The sequence below is a fragment of the Spongiactinospora sp. TRM90649 genome (assembly GCF_029382225.1).
GTDB lineage: Bacteria > Actinomycetota > Actinomycetes > Streptosporangiales > Streptosporangiaceae > Spongiactinospora.
Window position 1 is genome coordinate 161169 of record NZ_JARLTC010000010.1, and the last position, 14900, is coordinate 176068.

Genomic DNA, 14900 nt, shown 5'->3' on the forward strand with positions numbered 1-14900 from the left:
CGCCCGATGATGCGCTTCCGTGCTTCCGATGCGCGGTAGCGTCTCCTTGGAGGAGGGGAGGGGACCTAATGTCGCGGCGCAAGACCGAGCGGCTGCTCAACCTTGTCATCTGCCTGCTGGCGACCCGCCGCCCGCTGCCCGCGGAGCAGATCCGTCAGGTCGTGCCCGGCTACGACCGCGACGGCGACGAGGCTTTCCAGCGCATGTTCGAGCGCGACAAGAACGAACTGCGCGAGATCGGCATCCCGGTCGAGGTCCACAAGGACCCCTGGGACGACGAGCCGGGTTACCGCATCGTGCGCCAGGCCTACGAGCTGCCCGACATCACGCTGGCGCCCGACGAGGCGGCCGTGCTCGGCCTCGCGGCGCAGGTGTGGCGGCGGGCCAGCCTGGCCGAGGCGGCGGGCGGGGCGCTGCTGAAGCTCCGCGCGGCCGGGGTCGAGACCGAGGAGAGCGGGATGGACGCGCTGGAACTGCGCGTCGACACCCGCGACCCGTCGTTCCCGGCGCTGTGGGAGGCGGTGCGCGACCGGCGGGCCGTCCGGTTCGACTACCGCACGGCGGGCAGCGGCGAGGTCCGCACCCGCACCCTTGAGCCCTGGGGCGTGGTCAGCCGCCGGGGCCGGTGGTACGTCATCGGCCACGACCGCGATCGCGACGGCCACCGGGTGTTCCGGCTCAGCCGGATCACCGGGACGGTGACCCCGCTCGGCCGTCCCGGCGAGGTCCGCGTCCCCGAGGGCGTGAACCTGCGGGAGATGGTGGGCTACCGCGACGACCAGACCATGCCCGAGCGCACCGCCCTGCTGCGCCTGCGCGAGGGCGCCTGCCAGGGGGTGCGCCACCTGGCCAGGGAGATCCGCCCGTCGGGAGACGGGTGGGAGGAGGCGGAGCTGGTGTTCGCAGACCCCGAGCGGCTGGCCGGCTGGCTGGCCAGCCTGGGTCCCGACGTCGAGGTCGTCGACCCGCCCGACGCGCGCGAGGCCGTGATCCGCCGGTTGAAGGGAGCGCTGGCATGAGCTCCTCGGCCGACCGGCTGCCGCGCCTGCTGGCGCTGGTGCCGTATCTGATGTCGCACCCCGGGGCGCAGGTGGCCGAGGTCGCCAAGATCTTCGCGGTGAGCGAGAAGCAGCTCATCGACGACCTGCAACTGGTCTGGATGTGCGGCCTGCCCGGCCACACCCCCGGCGACCTGATCGACGTCTCCTGGGACGGCGGCGAGATCCTGATCGACAACGCCGAGACGATCGCCAGGCCGCTGCGCCTGGCGGTGGACGAGGCGAGCGCGCTGCTGGTGGCGTTGCGGCTGTTGCTGGAGTTCCCGGAGTTCGCCGACCTCGGCGACCGCGAGGCGCTGGCCCGGGTGATCGCCAAGCTGGAGCGGGCGGCGGGCGAGGCCGCCGCCGCGGTGAGCAGCCAGGTCACCGTGGAGGTCGACGTCGAGGCGGCGCCCGACGCCCTGGCCGCCGTCCAGGAGGGGCTGCGAGCCAGGCGGCGGCTGTCGCTGCGCTACTACGTGCCCGGCCGTGACGAGGTCACCTGGCGCGAGGTCGATCCGATGCGGCTGGTGGTCGCCGACGGGCGTCCGTATCTGGAGGGCTGGTGTTATCGGGCCGAGGCGGTACGCCTCTTCCGGCTGGACCGTATGCAGGAGGTCCGCGTCCTCGACCTGCCCGCCGAGCCGCCCGCCGACGCCGAGTCGCGTGACGTCACCCAGGGGGTGTTCCGGCCCTCGCCCACCGATCAGCTCGTGGTCCTGGAGGTGAGCCCGGCGGGGCGCTGGGTGGCGGAGTACTACCCCTGTGAAGAGGTCACCGAGCTGGGCGAAGGGCGTCTGCGGATCGCCCTGCGGGCCCGTGACCAGGGGTGGCTGGTCCGCCTGGCGCTGCGTCTCGGCGACACCGGCCGGGTGGTCTCGCCCGCGGGACTGGCCGTCACGGTGCGTGACCGCGCGCGTGCCGCGCTGGCCCACTACGAGCGGGAGCCCGCCCGATGATCTGGGTCGTGGCGGCGGTGGCGGCGGCCTTCACGGGGGTCGCCGTCATCGCGGTTCTGTCGGTGAAGGTGCTGGTAGCCGCACGGGGGCTGCACCGTGAACTGGAACGGACCAGGTCCCGGCTAACCCCCAAACGGGACAAACTTCGTCAAAAGATCGACGTAATACGGAACCCGGAATGATGTGACCGCGCGTCGGGGAGCGTACGATCGGTGTCAGTGAAAGCACGTCGCTTGGTGTAAAGGATGTGTCATGCCCAACCTGGGACCAACTGAGCTGATCATCATCGCGGTCATCGTGGTGCTGCTGTTCGGTGCGAAGAAGCTGCCCGACACCGCTCGTGCGATCGGCCGCTCCATGCGGATCTTCAAGTCCGAGACCACGAAGCTCCGTGACGACGAGGACGGGACCACGGTGGAGAAGGTCGGTTCCACCGGCGCTCAGTCCGCCACCCCGCAGCCCGCCGCGCAGCCGCAGCCGCAGATCCAGCAGGCCGTCGTGCTCACCCCTGAGGAGCAGGCCCGGATCATCGCCGACCGCGAGCGCGCCGCCACCGCGGCCACGGCCAAGGACAAGCTGAGCTGAGTCCCCGGCCCCGCACCCGGCCGCGTTCCCGGCCCTGTCCCGGGCCGGCTCCCAGGCCTGACCTCCGGGTGCTCGCCGTCCTCATCCCGTCCACCCCACCCCCCGAGACCAGGACTCCCGCATGGCTCTGCTGAAATGGCCCAAGCCTGGCGCGAACGGGTCGCAGGCGCGTGACCCCGAGGGGCGCATGCCGCTGATGGACCACCTGCGCGAGCTGCGCAACCGGCTCGTGATCGCGGTCCTCGCGCTGGTCGTCGGCACCGTGCTCGGTTTCTTGGTCTTCGACCCGGTCTGGGACTTCCTCAAGGCCCCCTTCTGTGAGACCTCCGCCGCGCAGCAGCTCAGGCCCGGAGAGTGCAGCCTCGCCATCGGCGGCATCTTCCAGTCCTTCTTCCTGACCTTGCACGTGGCGGCGATGGTGGGCGTCGTGGCGTCCTCGCCCGTCTGGCTCTACCAGGTCTGGGCGTTCGTCACCCCGGGCCTTTACCGCAACGAGCGGCGCTACACCTTCAGCTTCCTCGGGCTGGCCGTCCCGCTGTTCCTGGCCGGCGCCATCCTGGCCTACCTGGTGATGGACACCAGCCTGTCGATCCTGCTGAGCTTCGCCCCGGAGAGCGGCGTTCCGCTGATCCAGATCGACGAGTACCTCAGCTATACGATGATCATGCTGCTGGTGTTCGGCGTCTCCTTCGAGCTGCCGCTGCTCATGGTGTTCCTCAACATCATCGGCGTGCTGCCGAGGGCGACGGTGAAGAAGCACCGCCGCATGGTGATCTTCCTGATGTTCGTCTTCGGCGCCGTGGCCACCCCGGGCGGCGAGCCGTTGACCATGATCGCGCTGGCGTTGCCGATGGTCGGCCTGTTCGGCCTGGCCGAGGTGTTCATGTACCTGCGCGAGAAGCGGCAGCCGGTGGCCGAGGACTACTCGGGGCTGAGCGACGACGAGGCGTCGCCGCTCGACGTGGACTCCGATGGGGGCGCGGACGACGATTCCGATCTCCGGCGATAAGGGATAAATTCCCGGTGTGCCGGGTGAGATAGCGGTCCTTGTGAATCCCGCCGCCGGTGGCGGACGGTCGCTGCGGCGGCTGGCGCCCGCCGTCCGGCGGTTGCGCGAGGGAGGCCACCCGGTCACAGTGCTCGCGGGCCGATCCGCCCGCGAGACCCTGGAGCGCGCCCGTGCGGCGGTCGCCGCACGGCCCCGCGCGCTCGCCGCCTTCGGTGGAGACGGCCTGGTGCACCTGGCGCTGCAGGCCGTGGCGGGCACCGGCGTGCCGCTGGGCCTGCTGCCCGCAGGAACCGGCAACGACTTCGCCGCCGCGCTCGGCATCCCGCGCGACCCGGTGGCAGCCGCCTCGGTCGTGCTGCGCGGCGCCGCCGCCCCCTTCGACGCGGCCCGCGTCGTGGCGGGCGCGCGGGCGGGTGAGTGGTTCGCCGGGGTGATGGCCTGCGGGTTCGACTCCCGCGTCAACGAGCGGGCCAACCGGATGACCCTGCCGGGCGGCACGGCGCGCTACCTGGTGGCCACCGCGGCCGAGCTGCGTTCCTTCCGCCCCATCCCGTTCAGCGTCACGCTGGACCTCCCCGGCGGGCGCGAGGTCGTCGAGGGCGAGGCGATGCTGGTGGCCGTGGGCAACACCCGCTCCTACGGCGCGGGCATGCGGATCTGCCCCGCCGCCGACCCCGGCGACGGCCTGCTGGACGTGACGATCCTCCGGGCCATGCCCACCGGCAGGTTCGTGCGCGCCTTCCCCGCGTATACCGGGGTACCCATGTGGGCCTGTCCTCGGTGACGGTGCACCGCGCCACCCGGGTCGCGCTGGCCGCGCCTTCCGTGGTCGCCTATGCCGACGGCGAGCGCCTGGGTACGCTTCCGATGGCCTGTGAGGTGGTCCCCGGAGCGCTCCGGGTGCTGATCTAGATCTACTTTGTAAAGGGGGTGACTTCGGTCGCCACCAGAGGGACAGACCGGAATCCCGGTATCGGTAGGCTGAACAGCATGACGACGCCAGCGGAGCGATACGCGGCCTTCCGGCAGAGCATCGCCCACGAGGGGCCCGCGATCAGGTCGTTCCGCGAGTTGTACGACTTCGATCTGGACGAGTTCCAGATCGACGCCTGCCACGCGCTGGAGGCCGGCGACGGCGTGCTGGTGGCCGCCCCCACCGGGTCCGGCAAGACGGTCGTCGGGGAGTTCGCGGTCCACCTGGCGCTGGAGCAGGGCCGCAAGTGCTTCTACACCACCCCGATCAAGGCGCTGTCCAACCAGAAGTACAACGACCTGGTGAAACGCTACGGCACCAAGAAGGTCGGCCTGCTCACCGGAGACAACAGCGTCAACGGCGAGGCCCCGATCGTGGTCATGACCACCGAGGTGCTGCGCAACATGCTCTACGCCGGGTCCCCGACCCTGGCGGGCCTGGGCTTCGTCGTCATGGACGAGGTGCACTACCTGGCCGACCGGTTCCGCGGCGCGGTGTGGGAAGAGGTCATCATCCACCTGCCGGAGTCGGTGCGCCTGGCGGCGCTGTCGGCCACCGTCAGCAACGCCGAGGAGTTCGGCGAGTGGCTGGGCGAGGTCCGCGGCGACACCACCGTCATCGTCGACGAGCACCGTCCCGTGCCGCTGTGGCAGCACATGATGGTCGGCAACCGCCTGTACGACCTGTTCGTCGCCGAGGAGGAGGCCGACCGGCCGCGCGTCAACCCCGAGCTGTCCCGGCTGGCCAGAGACGAGGGCCGGCTGGGCGGTCCGCCGCGCGGCCGCCGCGGATACGGCCGCCCGCGCGGGTTCCGCGCTCCGAGCCGGGTCGACGTCATCGAGCGGCTCGACGCCGAGGGCCTGCTGCCCGCGATCACCTTCATCTTCTCCAGGGCGGGCTGCGACGCCGCCGTGATGCAGTGCCTGTACGCCGGGCTGCGGCTGACCACCGAGCGTGAGCGGCACGAGATCCGCCAGATCGTGGACGAGCGGACCTCCCACCTGCCCGACGAAGACCTCGCGGTGCTGGGCTTCCTGGAGTGGCGCGAGTGTCTGGAGCGGGGCCTGGCCGCCCACCACGCGGGCATGCTGCCCACCTTCAAGGAGGTCGTGGAGGAGCTGTTCACCGAAGGGCTGGTCAAGGCGGTCTTCGCCACCGAGACCCTGGCGCTGGGCATCAACATGCCCGCCCGTTCCGTGGTGATCGAGAAGCTCGACAAGTGGAACGGCGAGACCCACGCCGATCTCACCCCAGGCGAGTACACCCAGCTCACCGGGCGGGCCGGGCGGCGCGGCATCGACGTCGAGGGTCACGCGGTGGTGGTGTGGCAGCAGGGCACCGACCCGGTGTCGGTCGCGGGCCTGGCCAGCACCCGCACCTACCCGCTACGCTCCAGCTTCCGCCCGTCGTACAACATGGCGGTCAACCTGGTTGGCCAGGTCGGCAGGGCCCGCGCCAGAACCCTCCTGGAGGCGTCCTTCGCGCAGTTCCAGGCCGACCGGGCGGTGGTGGGCATCGCCAGGCAGCTCCGCCGTACCGAGGAGGCCCTGGACGGCTACCAGGAGGCGATGACCTGCCACCTGGGCGACTTCCCGGAGTACGCCGCGCTGCGCAGGCGGCTGTCCGACCGCGAGTCGGATCTGTCGCGCCAGCGCACGGCGGCCCGCCGGGCGCAGGCGATCCGCTCGCTTGAGGCGCTCAAGCCCGGCGACGTGATCAGGGTCCCGGCCGGGCGCCGGGCCGGTCTGGCGGTGGTGCTCGACCCCGGGCTGAACCCGCGCGGCGCGGGACGCGGCGAGGGCCCCTCGCCGCTGGTGCTGACCATCGGCAAGCAGGTGAAGCGGCTGACCTCGACCGACTTCCCGGTGCCGGTGGAGCCCGTGGACCACCTGCGCATTCCGAAGAACTTCAACTCCCGGGCGCCGAAGGACCGTGCCAACCTGGTCTCCACCATGCACGCCAAGATCGGCGACCGCGATCTCGGCAAGCCGCCGAGGGCCAGGGACCACGCCGTCGAGGACGACGAGATCAACGACCTGCGGCGGCAGATCAGGCAGCACCCCTGCCACGCCTGTGAGGAGCGCGAGGACCACGCCCGCTGGGCCGAGCGTTACTACAAGCAGTACCGCGAGAGCGAGGGGCTGCGCCGCCGCGTGGAGAGCCGGTCCCACGTCATCGCCCGCACCTTCGACCGGGTGTGCGGGGTCCTCGAACAGCTCGGCTACCTCGACGGCGAGACCGTCACCGTGCAGGGCAGGCGGCTGGCCGCGATCTACACCGAGCTCGACCTCCTCACCGCCGAGTGCCTGCGCTCGGGGCTGTGGGACGCCCTCGACCCCGCCGAGCTGGCGGCCTGCGTGTCCGCGCTGGTCTTCGAGTCGCGCCAGTCCGACGAGGCGCGGCGCCCCAAGATCCCCGCGGGCGAGGCCACCGACACGCTCGCGGCGATGGTGCGACTGTGGGGCGACCTGGAGGCGATCGAGGAGACGCACGGGCTGTCGTTCACCCGCGAGCCCGACTTCGGCTTCGCCTGGGCCGCGTTCCGCTGGGCCAGGGGCCACAGCCTGGACGCCGTGCTCACCGACGGCGCCAACGGCATGGAGCTGGCGGCGGGCGACTTCGTGCGCTGGATGAAGCAGCTCCTCGACCTGCTGGGGCAGATCGGCGACGCGGCGGCGCCGCACAGTCCGGTCAAGAAGAACGCGGCCAAGGCGATGGACGCCATCCGCAGGGGCGTGGTCGCCTACACCTCGCTCACCTGAGGGCTCACCTGAGGGCTCACCTGAGGGCTCACAGGAGGGGCCGCCTGGGGGCGGGTCAGGCGGTGGCCTTGGCCATCGACTCCAGCAGGCGGTTGAGCGGGCCGTCCAGGCCGTGGCGGTCGGCCAGCGCGACCAGCGCCCGCCCGTCGCGGGGCTTGGCGGGCAGCGTCAGGTCGATGTCGGGCACCGGCGCGTCGAGCGCGACCCGCACGACGTCGGGGGCCACCCGCAGGTAGTCGCGGGCGGCGGTCAGCTTGGTGCGCGCGCCCGCCGGGAAGCCCTCGGTGACGCCGGAGTCGAGGGCGTCGAGCAGGGTGCCGAGGTCGCCGAACCGGGTGATCAGCGCGGCGGCGCTCTTGTCGCCGACGCCGGGCACGCCGGGCAGGCCGTCGCTCGGGTCGCCGCGCAGGGTGGCGAATTCGGCGTAGGACCGGCCGGGGATGGCGTACTTGGCGGTCACCGCGGCCTCGTCGAAGATCTGCAGGTTGCGGATGCCCCGCGCGGTGTAGAGGACCCGGACCGGCCGGGAGTCGTCGACGAGCTGGAACAGGTCGCGGTCGCCGGTGACGATGTCCACGGCGCCCTTGGCCCGGGTCGCGCAGGTGCCGATGACGTCGTCGGCCTCGTAGCCGGGAACGCCGATCCGGGCGATGCCCAGCGCGTCGAGGGTCTCCTCGATGATCGGGACCTGCGGGGCCAGCGTGTCGGGCACGTCCTCCTGGTCGCCCTCGGCCACCCGGTGGGCCTTGTAGGACGGCAGCGCGTCCACCCGGAACGCCGGGCGCCAGTCGGCGTCCATGCACGCCACCAGCTCGGCGGGGGAGTGGTCGCGGACCAGCGTGGCGATCATGTCGATCAGCCCCCGCACGGCGTTGACGGGCCGACCGTCCGGAGACTTGATCGACTCGGGCACTCCGTAGAAGGCGCGGAAGTACAGCGACGCGGTGTCGAGGAGCATCAATCCGGGCATGAACCTCATCCTCGCACGGCCTACATTGGACCCGTGACCTCTGATCTGGATCTGTACCCCGTCTCGCGCCTGGCCGCCGTGCAGGAGGCGACCCGGCGGGCGGGCCTCGGCGCGTTGCTGCTCACGCCGGGCCCCGACCTGCGTTACGTCACCGGCTACGAGGCCCTGCCGCTGGAACGGCTGACCTGCCTGGCGGTCCCGGCCGCGGGCGAGCCGTTCCTGATGGTGCCGCGCCTGGAGCTGGCCGCCGCCGAGCACTCGCCCGCCTCGCGGCTCGGCGTGGAATTCGTGCCCTGGGAGGAGACCGACGACCCTTACGCGCACGTGGCCAAGCGGCTGGGCGCGGTCGCCACGGTGGGCCTGGCCGACCGGATGTGGGCGATGACCTCGCTGCGGTTCCGCGACGCGCTGCCGGGGGCCGAGCAGGTCCTCGCCTCCACGGTGCTGCGCGGCCTGCGGATGCGCAAGAGCCCCGCCGAGGCGGCGGCGCTGCGCGAGGCGGGCGCGGCCATCGACGCGGTGCACGCGCGGGTGCCGGAGTTCCTGCGCGCGGGCCGTACCGAGCGCGAGGTCGGCCGTGACATCGCCGACGCCATCATCGCCGCCGGGCACGAGACCGTCGACTTCGTGATCGTCGGTTCAGGGCCGAACGGCGCGAGCCCGCACCACGAGCTGTCCGACCGGGTCATCGAGGCGGGCGAGCCGGTGGTCGTGGACATCGGCGGGCGGATGCCCAGCGGCTACTGCTCCGACTCCACCCGCGTGTACTCCGTCGGCGAGCCGCCCGCGGCGTTCGCCGCCTACTACGAGGTGCTGCGCCGCGCCCAGGAGGCCGCCTGCCTGGCGGTGCGGCCGGGGGTGGCGTGCGAGGCGATCGACGCCGCCGCCCGTGAGGTGATCGAGGAGGCCGGGTACGGCGAGCGGTTCATCCACCGCACCGGCCACGGCATCGGCCTGGAGACCCACGAGGACCCCTACATCGTGGCGGGCAACGCCGAGCCGCTGGTCCCGGGGTACGCGTTCTCCGTCGAGCCGGGCATCTACCTGCCGGGCGAGCACGGGGCCCGGATCGAGGACATCGTGATCTGCGGCGAGGAGGGCGGCGAGCGGGTCAACGACCGTCCACGGGAACTGGTGGTGGTGTGACGATGGCGGTCGAGCGGACGATGCCCTCCCAGGAGGGCCACGACCTGATCGAGCTGGTCCGGGAGATCGCGGCCAAGGAGATCGCGCCGCGCGCGGCGGCCGAGGAGGCCGCGGGGCGCTTCCCGCGCGAGGTGTTCCGCACGCTGGGCGCGTCGGGGCTGCTCGGCCTGCCGTACCCGGAGGAGTACGGCGGCGCGGCCCAGGCGCAGGAGGTCTACCTGCAGGTGGTCGAGGAGCTGGCGGCGGCCTGGCTGGCGGTGGGGCTGGGCGTGTCGGTGCACACGCTGTCGTGTTTCCCGGTGGCCGCCTACGGCGATGCGGAGCAGCGCGAGCGGCTGCTGCCCGCCATGCTCGGCGGCGACCTGCTGGGCGCCTACTGCCTGTCGGAGCCGCACTCGGGGTCCGACGCGGCGGCGCTGACCACCCGGGCCGAGCCCGGCGAGGACGGCGGGTTCGTGCTCGACGGGGTCAAGGCGTGGACCACCCACGGCGGCGTCGCCGACTTCTACACGGTGATGGCCCGCACGTCCGACGACGGCGCGCGGGGGATCTCCTGCCTGCACGTCCCGGCGGAGACCGAGGGCCTGTCGTACGGCAAACCCGAGCGCAAGATGGGCATGCGTTCCTCGCCCACCGCCCAGGTCCGCCTCGACGGCGTGCGCCTGCCCGCGGACGCGCTGGTCGGCGCGCGGGGCGAGGGCTTCCGCATCGCCATGGCGGCACTCGACGGCGGGCGGCTGGGCATCGCCGCCTGCGCCGTCGGCGTCGCCCAGGCCGCCTACGACGCCGCGGTGGCCTACGCGGGCGAGCGCCGCCAGTTCGGCTCCAGGATCGCCGACTTCCAGGGCGTCGGTTTCATGCTGGCCGACATGGCCACGCGGATCGCCGCCGCCCGCGCGCTCTACCTGGACGCCGCCCGGCTGCGCGACGCCGGGCGGCCCTACGGCACGCGCGCCGCGATGGCCAAGCTGTTCGCCACCGACATGTGCATGGCGGTGACCACCGACGCCGTCCAGGTGTTCGGCGGCTACGGCTATGTGGAGGACTTCCCGGCCGAGCGGTACATGCGCGAGGCGAAGGTGCTGCAGATCGTGGAGGGCACCAACCAGATCCAGCGCCTGGTCATCGCCCGCGCGGTGACCAGGGAGGCGTCCGCCTGACCCGCTGGGCGCGCCCTGCCCGCGCCAGGCGCGGGCAGGGCCGCCGATCGGGTGCAAGCCGAGGGCAATCCGGGTGCAAGGTCGCGGTCCTAACGTCGTGGCGTGTTCCGACGATCGCTCCTCGCCGCCGCCGCCCTCGTGGGCGCCGCCGCGCTGATGTCTCCCGCACTGCCCGCCACGGCCGCCACGCCCTCCGTCGCTGGGCCCGTCGCTGGGCCCGCCGCCGTCGCCCCCGCCAAGGTCGCCAAGAAGCTGTTCTCCGCGTGGAACGCCCGTGACCGGCGGGCCGCCGCCCGGGTGGCCACGCCGTCGGCGGTGAGTTCCATCTTCGCCTACGTGTACCGCACGCCCGACCGGTTCGACGGCTGCGACGGCCGGGTCTGCCGGTTCGTCCACACCAGCGTCCGGGTGCCCGGCGACCTCAACGGGATCGCCATGGTGGTCTCCGGCGGCAAGGTCGTCAAGGTCTACCGCTCGCGGCACCTGGTCAGGCCGCAGGACGCCGCCAAGCACCTGTACGGCGCCTGGCGGCGGCACGACCGCTACGCGGGTCTGGAGGTGGCGACCAGGGGCGCGGTGCGCACGATCTTCCGGGTGCGGTTCGACCCGAGCGGCGTGCCGTACCACTTCCAGGGGTGCTCGCCCGAGCCCGGGGGCCGCTCCTGCGCGTACTCCTACGAGGGCGGGGCGATGCTGATGTCGGTGCGCGGCTCGAAGACGACCGGATACCACGTCCGCTCGATCCGCTACATCGCCGACTGAGACGGCCGGCCGACACGTGCGCGGCGGCTCACTCGTCGCCGCGCCGCCAGGGCAGTGTGACCGGCTCGGCGGGGATCTCGCCCGCGATCAGCGCGTCCAGCAGCCCGGCGAGCCGGACCGGGAAGATCACGTCATCGGTGGCGCGCAGCTCGGGCAGGGTCCACCAGCGGTGGGCGGAGATCTGCGAGCGTTCGAACTCCTCCTGGCCGGTGGGGTCCACCACGTGGTCGTCCACCCGCAGGAAGAAGTAGGCGTCGCTGGCGTGGATGGGGACGCCGTCGAACTCGGTGAGGCCCGCGCACCGCGCGACCAGCGCGCCGAGCCGCTCGCGGGGGACGTCCAGCCCGGTCTCCTCGCGTAACTCGCGCACGGCGGCGGCGTCGAGCGCCTCGCCGTCGGCCACGCCCCCGCCGGGCGTGACCCAGTAGTGCCGGTGCCGCCAGCCCGCCGGAGCGGGAAAGCGGAACAGCAACAGCCGGTCTTGGGAGTCGAGGAGCAGGACGCGGGCGGTGGGCCGTTTGATCGGCCGGTCGGGCTTGAGGATCACCTTCCGATGCTAGGGCGGCACCGGGGCGCCCGGGTCGCGCTCGCCGAGCAGGATCCGTTCGGCGAGCCCTCGGTACTCCCCGGTCACCGGCAGCTCCCTGGCGACGTGGACGCGCCGCCGCAGCGTGGTGACGTCCACGCCGCGCAGCGGGTCGTGGCCGGGGTGCTCGTAGGTCTCCCACCACAGCCCGACCCCGTTGCGCTGCCAGGCGGGCAGCCCCTCGTAGTCGACGCCGTGCCGGGACAGCAGCTCGTGCTTGGCGGCGGCCCCGGCGCCGTCGAGGGCGCGGGCGGCCTGGCGGCGGGTACGGCCCGCCTTGCGCAGCGCCCAGTAGCACCACCCGTTGAGCGCGCAGCGCGCCGCGTCGGCCTGCCGCCAGGACAGGTAGTCGACGACGTCCTCCAGCGAGCCGCCCAGCCAGACCCTGCTGTCGAACTGGACGGGTTCGCCCGCCGCGTGGGTGAAGACCGAGGCCGCCACGGAGGCCGAGACCGAGACCAGCTTCTCCAGGCGGCGGCCGAACTGCGCGAAGGCGGGCGGCAGCACCAGGGAGACCTCGTCGCTCTCGGTGTAGGCGTAGCGCCCGCCCAGCTCCTCCAGCAGGCCGCGCGCGGTGGCGGTCATCAGGGCGGAGAAGCGGGCGTCGAAGGGCTTGTCGAAGTCATCCTCGGTGTAGCGGGAGAAGCCGCGGCCGTCCACCCGGATGATCACCCAGGACTCCGGCGGGAGGGCCAGCGAGTGGAACCGTTCCCCGGTCCGCATCCTGGCCTCAAGCTCGTCGGCTCTCACGTGTCGCCTCCCCAACCGAACCCGGCCCCCGGCGAGCCCGGCACGGTGTCTCTACCCTCGCACCTCCGGTTCGCGCCTCGGTGGGACGTACGGCGGGCATCCGGTCCCGGCCACCCGGGCGGGCGCATCTCGCGGCCGGACGGCCGGGCCGCTACCTTGGTCCGGTGGAGGAGATCGATCGGCAGATCGTCACACTGTTGACCACGGACGGCCGGATGAGCTTCACGGACCTGGCCAAGGAGACCGGGCTTTCGGTCTCGGCGGTGCACCAGCGGGTGCGCCGCCTGGAGAAACGCGGGGTCATCCGGGGTTACGCCGCGCTGGTGGACCACGATGCGGTGGGCCTGGCGCTCACCGCGTTCATCTCCATCAAGCCGATCGATCCCGCCGCGCCCGACGACGCCCCCGAGCGCTTGGCGCATCTGACGGCCATCGAGGCGTGCCACAGCGTGGCGGGCGACGAGAGCTACATACTCAAGGTGCGGGTCGGCGGGGCGCTCGACCTGGAGGAGTTGTTGCAGCAGATCCGGGCGTCGGCCAACGTATCCACGCGGACCACGGTGGTGCTGAGCACGCCGTACGAGCACCGGCCGCCGCCGCTGGCGTCCGGCGGCGACCCGCCCGCCGAGGCCGACTCCTGAGCGGCGCGCAGCGCGGGCACGTGCCCGGCCAGGTCCCGTACGGCCAGCTCATGCGACACCACCGCGCGCCCTCCTGCGGGCCGGGCGGCGACGAACTCCGTCACCCGGTCCAGCACGGCGGACAGGTCCTCACCGGCCACCAGCGCCCACATCTCACCGGCGGTGCAGGAGGCGAGCAGCCGGTGCTTCTCTCCGGGCAGGGCCTCCTCTGCGGCCTCCAGCAGGGCGGGCCCGTCCGGCCCGGCGCCGCTCACGACGGCGACCCGCACCCGGGCCGGTAGCGCCTCCATGCCCGCATCGGCGGCCAGGTCCCGGGCGGCGGCGATCAGGGCGGCCGCACCGGCCTGACCCGGCCCGGCCTGATGACGTCGCACGAACCGCACCCAGTGGGTAGGACGGGTGTGGGGGGGGTGAGGGCATTGGCCACGGGCGGGGAGCGGCGGAAGAACGGGCGGAACTTCGTTCCGACGCCGGTGTTCGTCGCGGGCCTGGCCATCGTCACGGCGCTGCTGATCGGCATCGACTCGCTCACGCATCCGTCGGTGCGCCTGCTGCCCCTGCTGGTCTTCCTGCCCGCGATCGCCGCCGGGCTCGGCACCGTCGCGGCGACGGTCATCGCCTCGGTGTGGACGGTGCTGGTGATCACCGGCACCCTGATCTACCTCGGCGCCGAGACGGACGACATCGCCCTGGCCGGGGGCTTCGCGGCGGTGTTCGGCCTGTTCAGCGTGCTGAGCTGCCGATACAGGGTGCGCCGGGAGGAGGAGGTGCGCCGGTTGCGCTCGGCGGCCACGGCGCTGCAGCGGCTGATCGTGCGCCCGCTGCCGCTGCGCACCCTCCAGGTCGAGATCGACGGCCTCTACCAGCCGGTCGAGGAAGAGGCCATGGTGGGCGGCGACGTCTACGACGTGGCGCCCGCCCCCGGCCGTACCCGCCTGCTGATCGCCGACGTGCAGGGCAAGGGGCTGCCCGCGATCGGGATGGCGCTGACCGTCCTCGGGTCGTTCAAGGAGGCCGCCTACCGGGAGGACACGCTCGTCGGCGTCACCGAGTCCCTGGAGAAGGCCGTGACCAGGGAGAACGCCTCCGCCTACTACGGCGGCGAGCAGGAGCGCCTGGTCACCGCGCTGATCCTCGACATCGGCGAGGAACTGCGCATCGAGGCGATCAACTGCGGGCACATCATCCCGTTTCTCATTCATGACGGCGACGCCCGTCAGGTGGACCTCGGAGAGCCGGAGGTCCCCCTGGGGGTGGCGTCGCTGACGCGGGAGCGGCGGCAGGGCATCGGCCTGCCGTTCCCCAGGGGAGCGACGCTGCTGCTGTGCACCGACGGCGTCACCGAGGCGCGCGACCCGTCCGGCGCCTTCTACCCGCTGGAGCGTCGGCTGCGCGAGTGGGCCCGTGACCCGCCGCCGCGCCTGGCCGACGCCCTCGGCGCGGACCTGCGGGCCTTCACCCGGGCCGCGCCCCGCGACGACATCGCGATCCTCACCATCCGGCACACCGAGAGGGAGGAGACGCACTCCGGACCGGACGGCGGCGAGTGAGGGCTCGCCG

At 72.7% G+C, this 14900-nt stretch carries 14 protein-coding genes and 1 pseudogene; 12 read left to right on the top strand and 3 right to left on the bottom strand.

The genetic code is table 11. From position 1 onward, the window contains the following. Positions 1-68: 68 nt before the first annotated feature. The 7 genes and pseudogenes from P3X83_RS14595 to P3X83_RS14625 all read left to right on the top strand — a co-directional run bounded on the left by P3X83_RS14595 (position 69) and on the right by P3X83_RS14625 (position 7325). A complete protein-coding gene (locus P3X83_RS14595; RefSeq protein WP_277305566.1) occupies positions 69-1019 on the top strand; it encodes a WYL domain-containing protein in 951 nt (316 codons plus the stop codon). Continuing rightward, entirely contained in the window at positions 1016-1996 is a 981-nt protein-coding gene (locus P3X83_RS14600; protein ID WP_277305567.1) for a WYL domain-containing protein, read from the top strand. Before P3X83_RS14595 ends, P3X83_RS14600 begins: the two co-directional genes overlap by 4 nt. Beyond that, on the top strand, positions 1993-2178 hold the full coding sequence (locus P3X83_RS14605) for a hypothetical protein (RefSeq protein WP_277305568.1): 186 nt from the start codon (positions 1993-1995) through the stop codon (positions 2176-2178). The genes P3X83_RS14600 and P3X83_RS14605 overlap by 4 nt, the downstream gene beginning before the upstream one ends. A 70-nt stretch (positions 2179-2248) precedes the next feature. After that, complete coding sequence (tatA, locus tag P3X83_RS14610) at positions 2249-2581, top strand: Sec-independent protein translocase subunit TatA (protein ID WP_277305569.1); 333 nt, start codon at positions 2249-2251, stop codon at positions 2579-2581. A 121-nt stretch (positions 2582-2702) separates the two neighbouring features. Then, entirely contained in the window at positions 2703-3590 is an 888-nt protein-coding gene (gene tatC, locus P3X83_RS14615) for a twin-arginine translocase subunit TatC (protein WP_277305570.1), read from the top strand. 40 nt (positions 3591-3630) lie between these two features. Then, a pseudogene (locus P3X83_RS14620) lies at positions 3631-4502 on the top strand (YegS/Rv2252/BmrU family lipid kinase). 78 nt (positions 4503-4580) lie between these two features. Next, positions 4581-7325, top strand: coding sequence for a DEAD/DEAH box helicase (locus tag P3X83_RS14625; RefSeq protein WP_277305571.1), 2745 nt, complete (start codon positions 4581-4583; stop codon positions 7323-7325). Between the two features lie 55 nt (positions 7326-7380). Here the strand turns inward: P3X83_RS14625 and P3X83_RS14630 are convergent, their stop codons facing one another. After that, on the bottom strand, positions 7381-8295 hold the full coding sequence (locus P3X83_RS14630; RefSeq protein ID WP_277305572.1) for a 5'-3' exonuclease: 915 nt from the start codon (positions 8293-8295) through the stop codon (positions 7381-7383). Between the two features lie 33 nt (positions 8296-8328). Here P3X83_RS14630 and P3X83_RS14635 point away from each other — a divergent pair, with 33 nt between their 5' ends. From P3X83_RS14635 to P3X83_RS14645, 3 genes are all read left to right on the top strand, one after another. After that, entirely contained in the window at positions 8329-9441 is a 1113-nt protein-coding gene (locus P3X83_RS14635; RefSeq protein WP_277305573.1) for a Xaa-Pro peptidase family protein, read from the top strand. Between the two features lie 2 nt (positions 9442-9443). Continuing rightward, positions 9444-10601 carry an acyl-CoA dehydrogenase family protein gene (locus P3X83_RS14640; RefSeq protein WP_277305574.1) on the top strand — a complete coding sequence of 386 codons (1158 nt, stop codon included), beginning with the start codon at positions 9444-9446 and terminating at the stop codon, positions 10599-10601. Between the two features lie 102 nt (positions 10602-10703). Beyond that, a complete protein-coding gene (locus P3X83_RS14645; protein WP_277305575.1) occupies positions 10704-11363 on the top strand; it encodes a hypothetical protein in 660 nt (219 codons plus the stop codon). A 28-nt stretch (positions 11364-11391) separates the two neighbouring features. On the opposite strand, the gene P3X83_RS14650 is transcribed toward P3X83_RS14645, so the two are convergent. Both P3X83_RS14650 and P3X83_RS14655 read right to left on the bottom strand, forming a co-directional pair. Next, positions 11392-11910 carry an NUDIX domain-containing protein gene (locus tag P3X83_RS14650; RefSeq protein ID WP_277305576.1) on the bottom strand — a complete coding sequence of 173 codons (519 nt, stop codon included), beginning with the start codon at positions 11908-11910 and terminating at the stop codon, positions 11392-11394. Positions 11911-11919: 9 nt separating this feature from the next. Then, positions 11920-12699, bottom strand: a complete 780-nt coding sequence (locus P3X83_RS14655; RefSeq protein ID WP_277305577.1) for a tRNA(His) guanylyltransferase Thg1 family protein — start codon at positions 12697-12699, stop codon at positions 11920-11922. A 164-nt stretch (positions 12700-12863) separates the two neighbouring features. Between P3X83_RS14655 and P3X83_RS14660 the strand changes: the two genes are divergently transcribed. Together P3X83_RS14660 and P3X83_RS14665 are read left to right on the top strand one after the other, a co-directional pair. Further along, a complete protein-coding gene (locus tag P3X83_RS14660) occupies positions 12864-13340 on the top strand; it encodes an Lrp/AsnC family transcriptional regulator (protein WP_277305578.1) in 477 nt (158 codons plus the stop codon). Between the two features lie 410 nt (positions 13341-13750). Continuing rightward, positions 13751-14890, top strand: coding sequence for a PP2C family protein-serine/threonine phosphatase (locus tag P3X83_RS14665; RefSeq protein WP_277305579.1), 1140 nt, complete (start codon positions 13751-13753; stop codon positions 14888-14890). Positions 14891-14900: the final 10 nt, after the last annotated feature.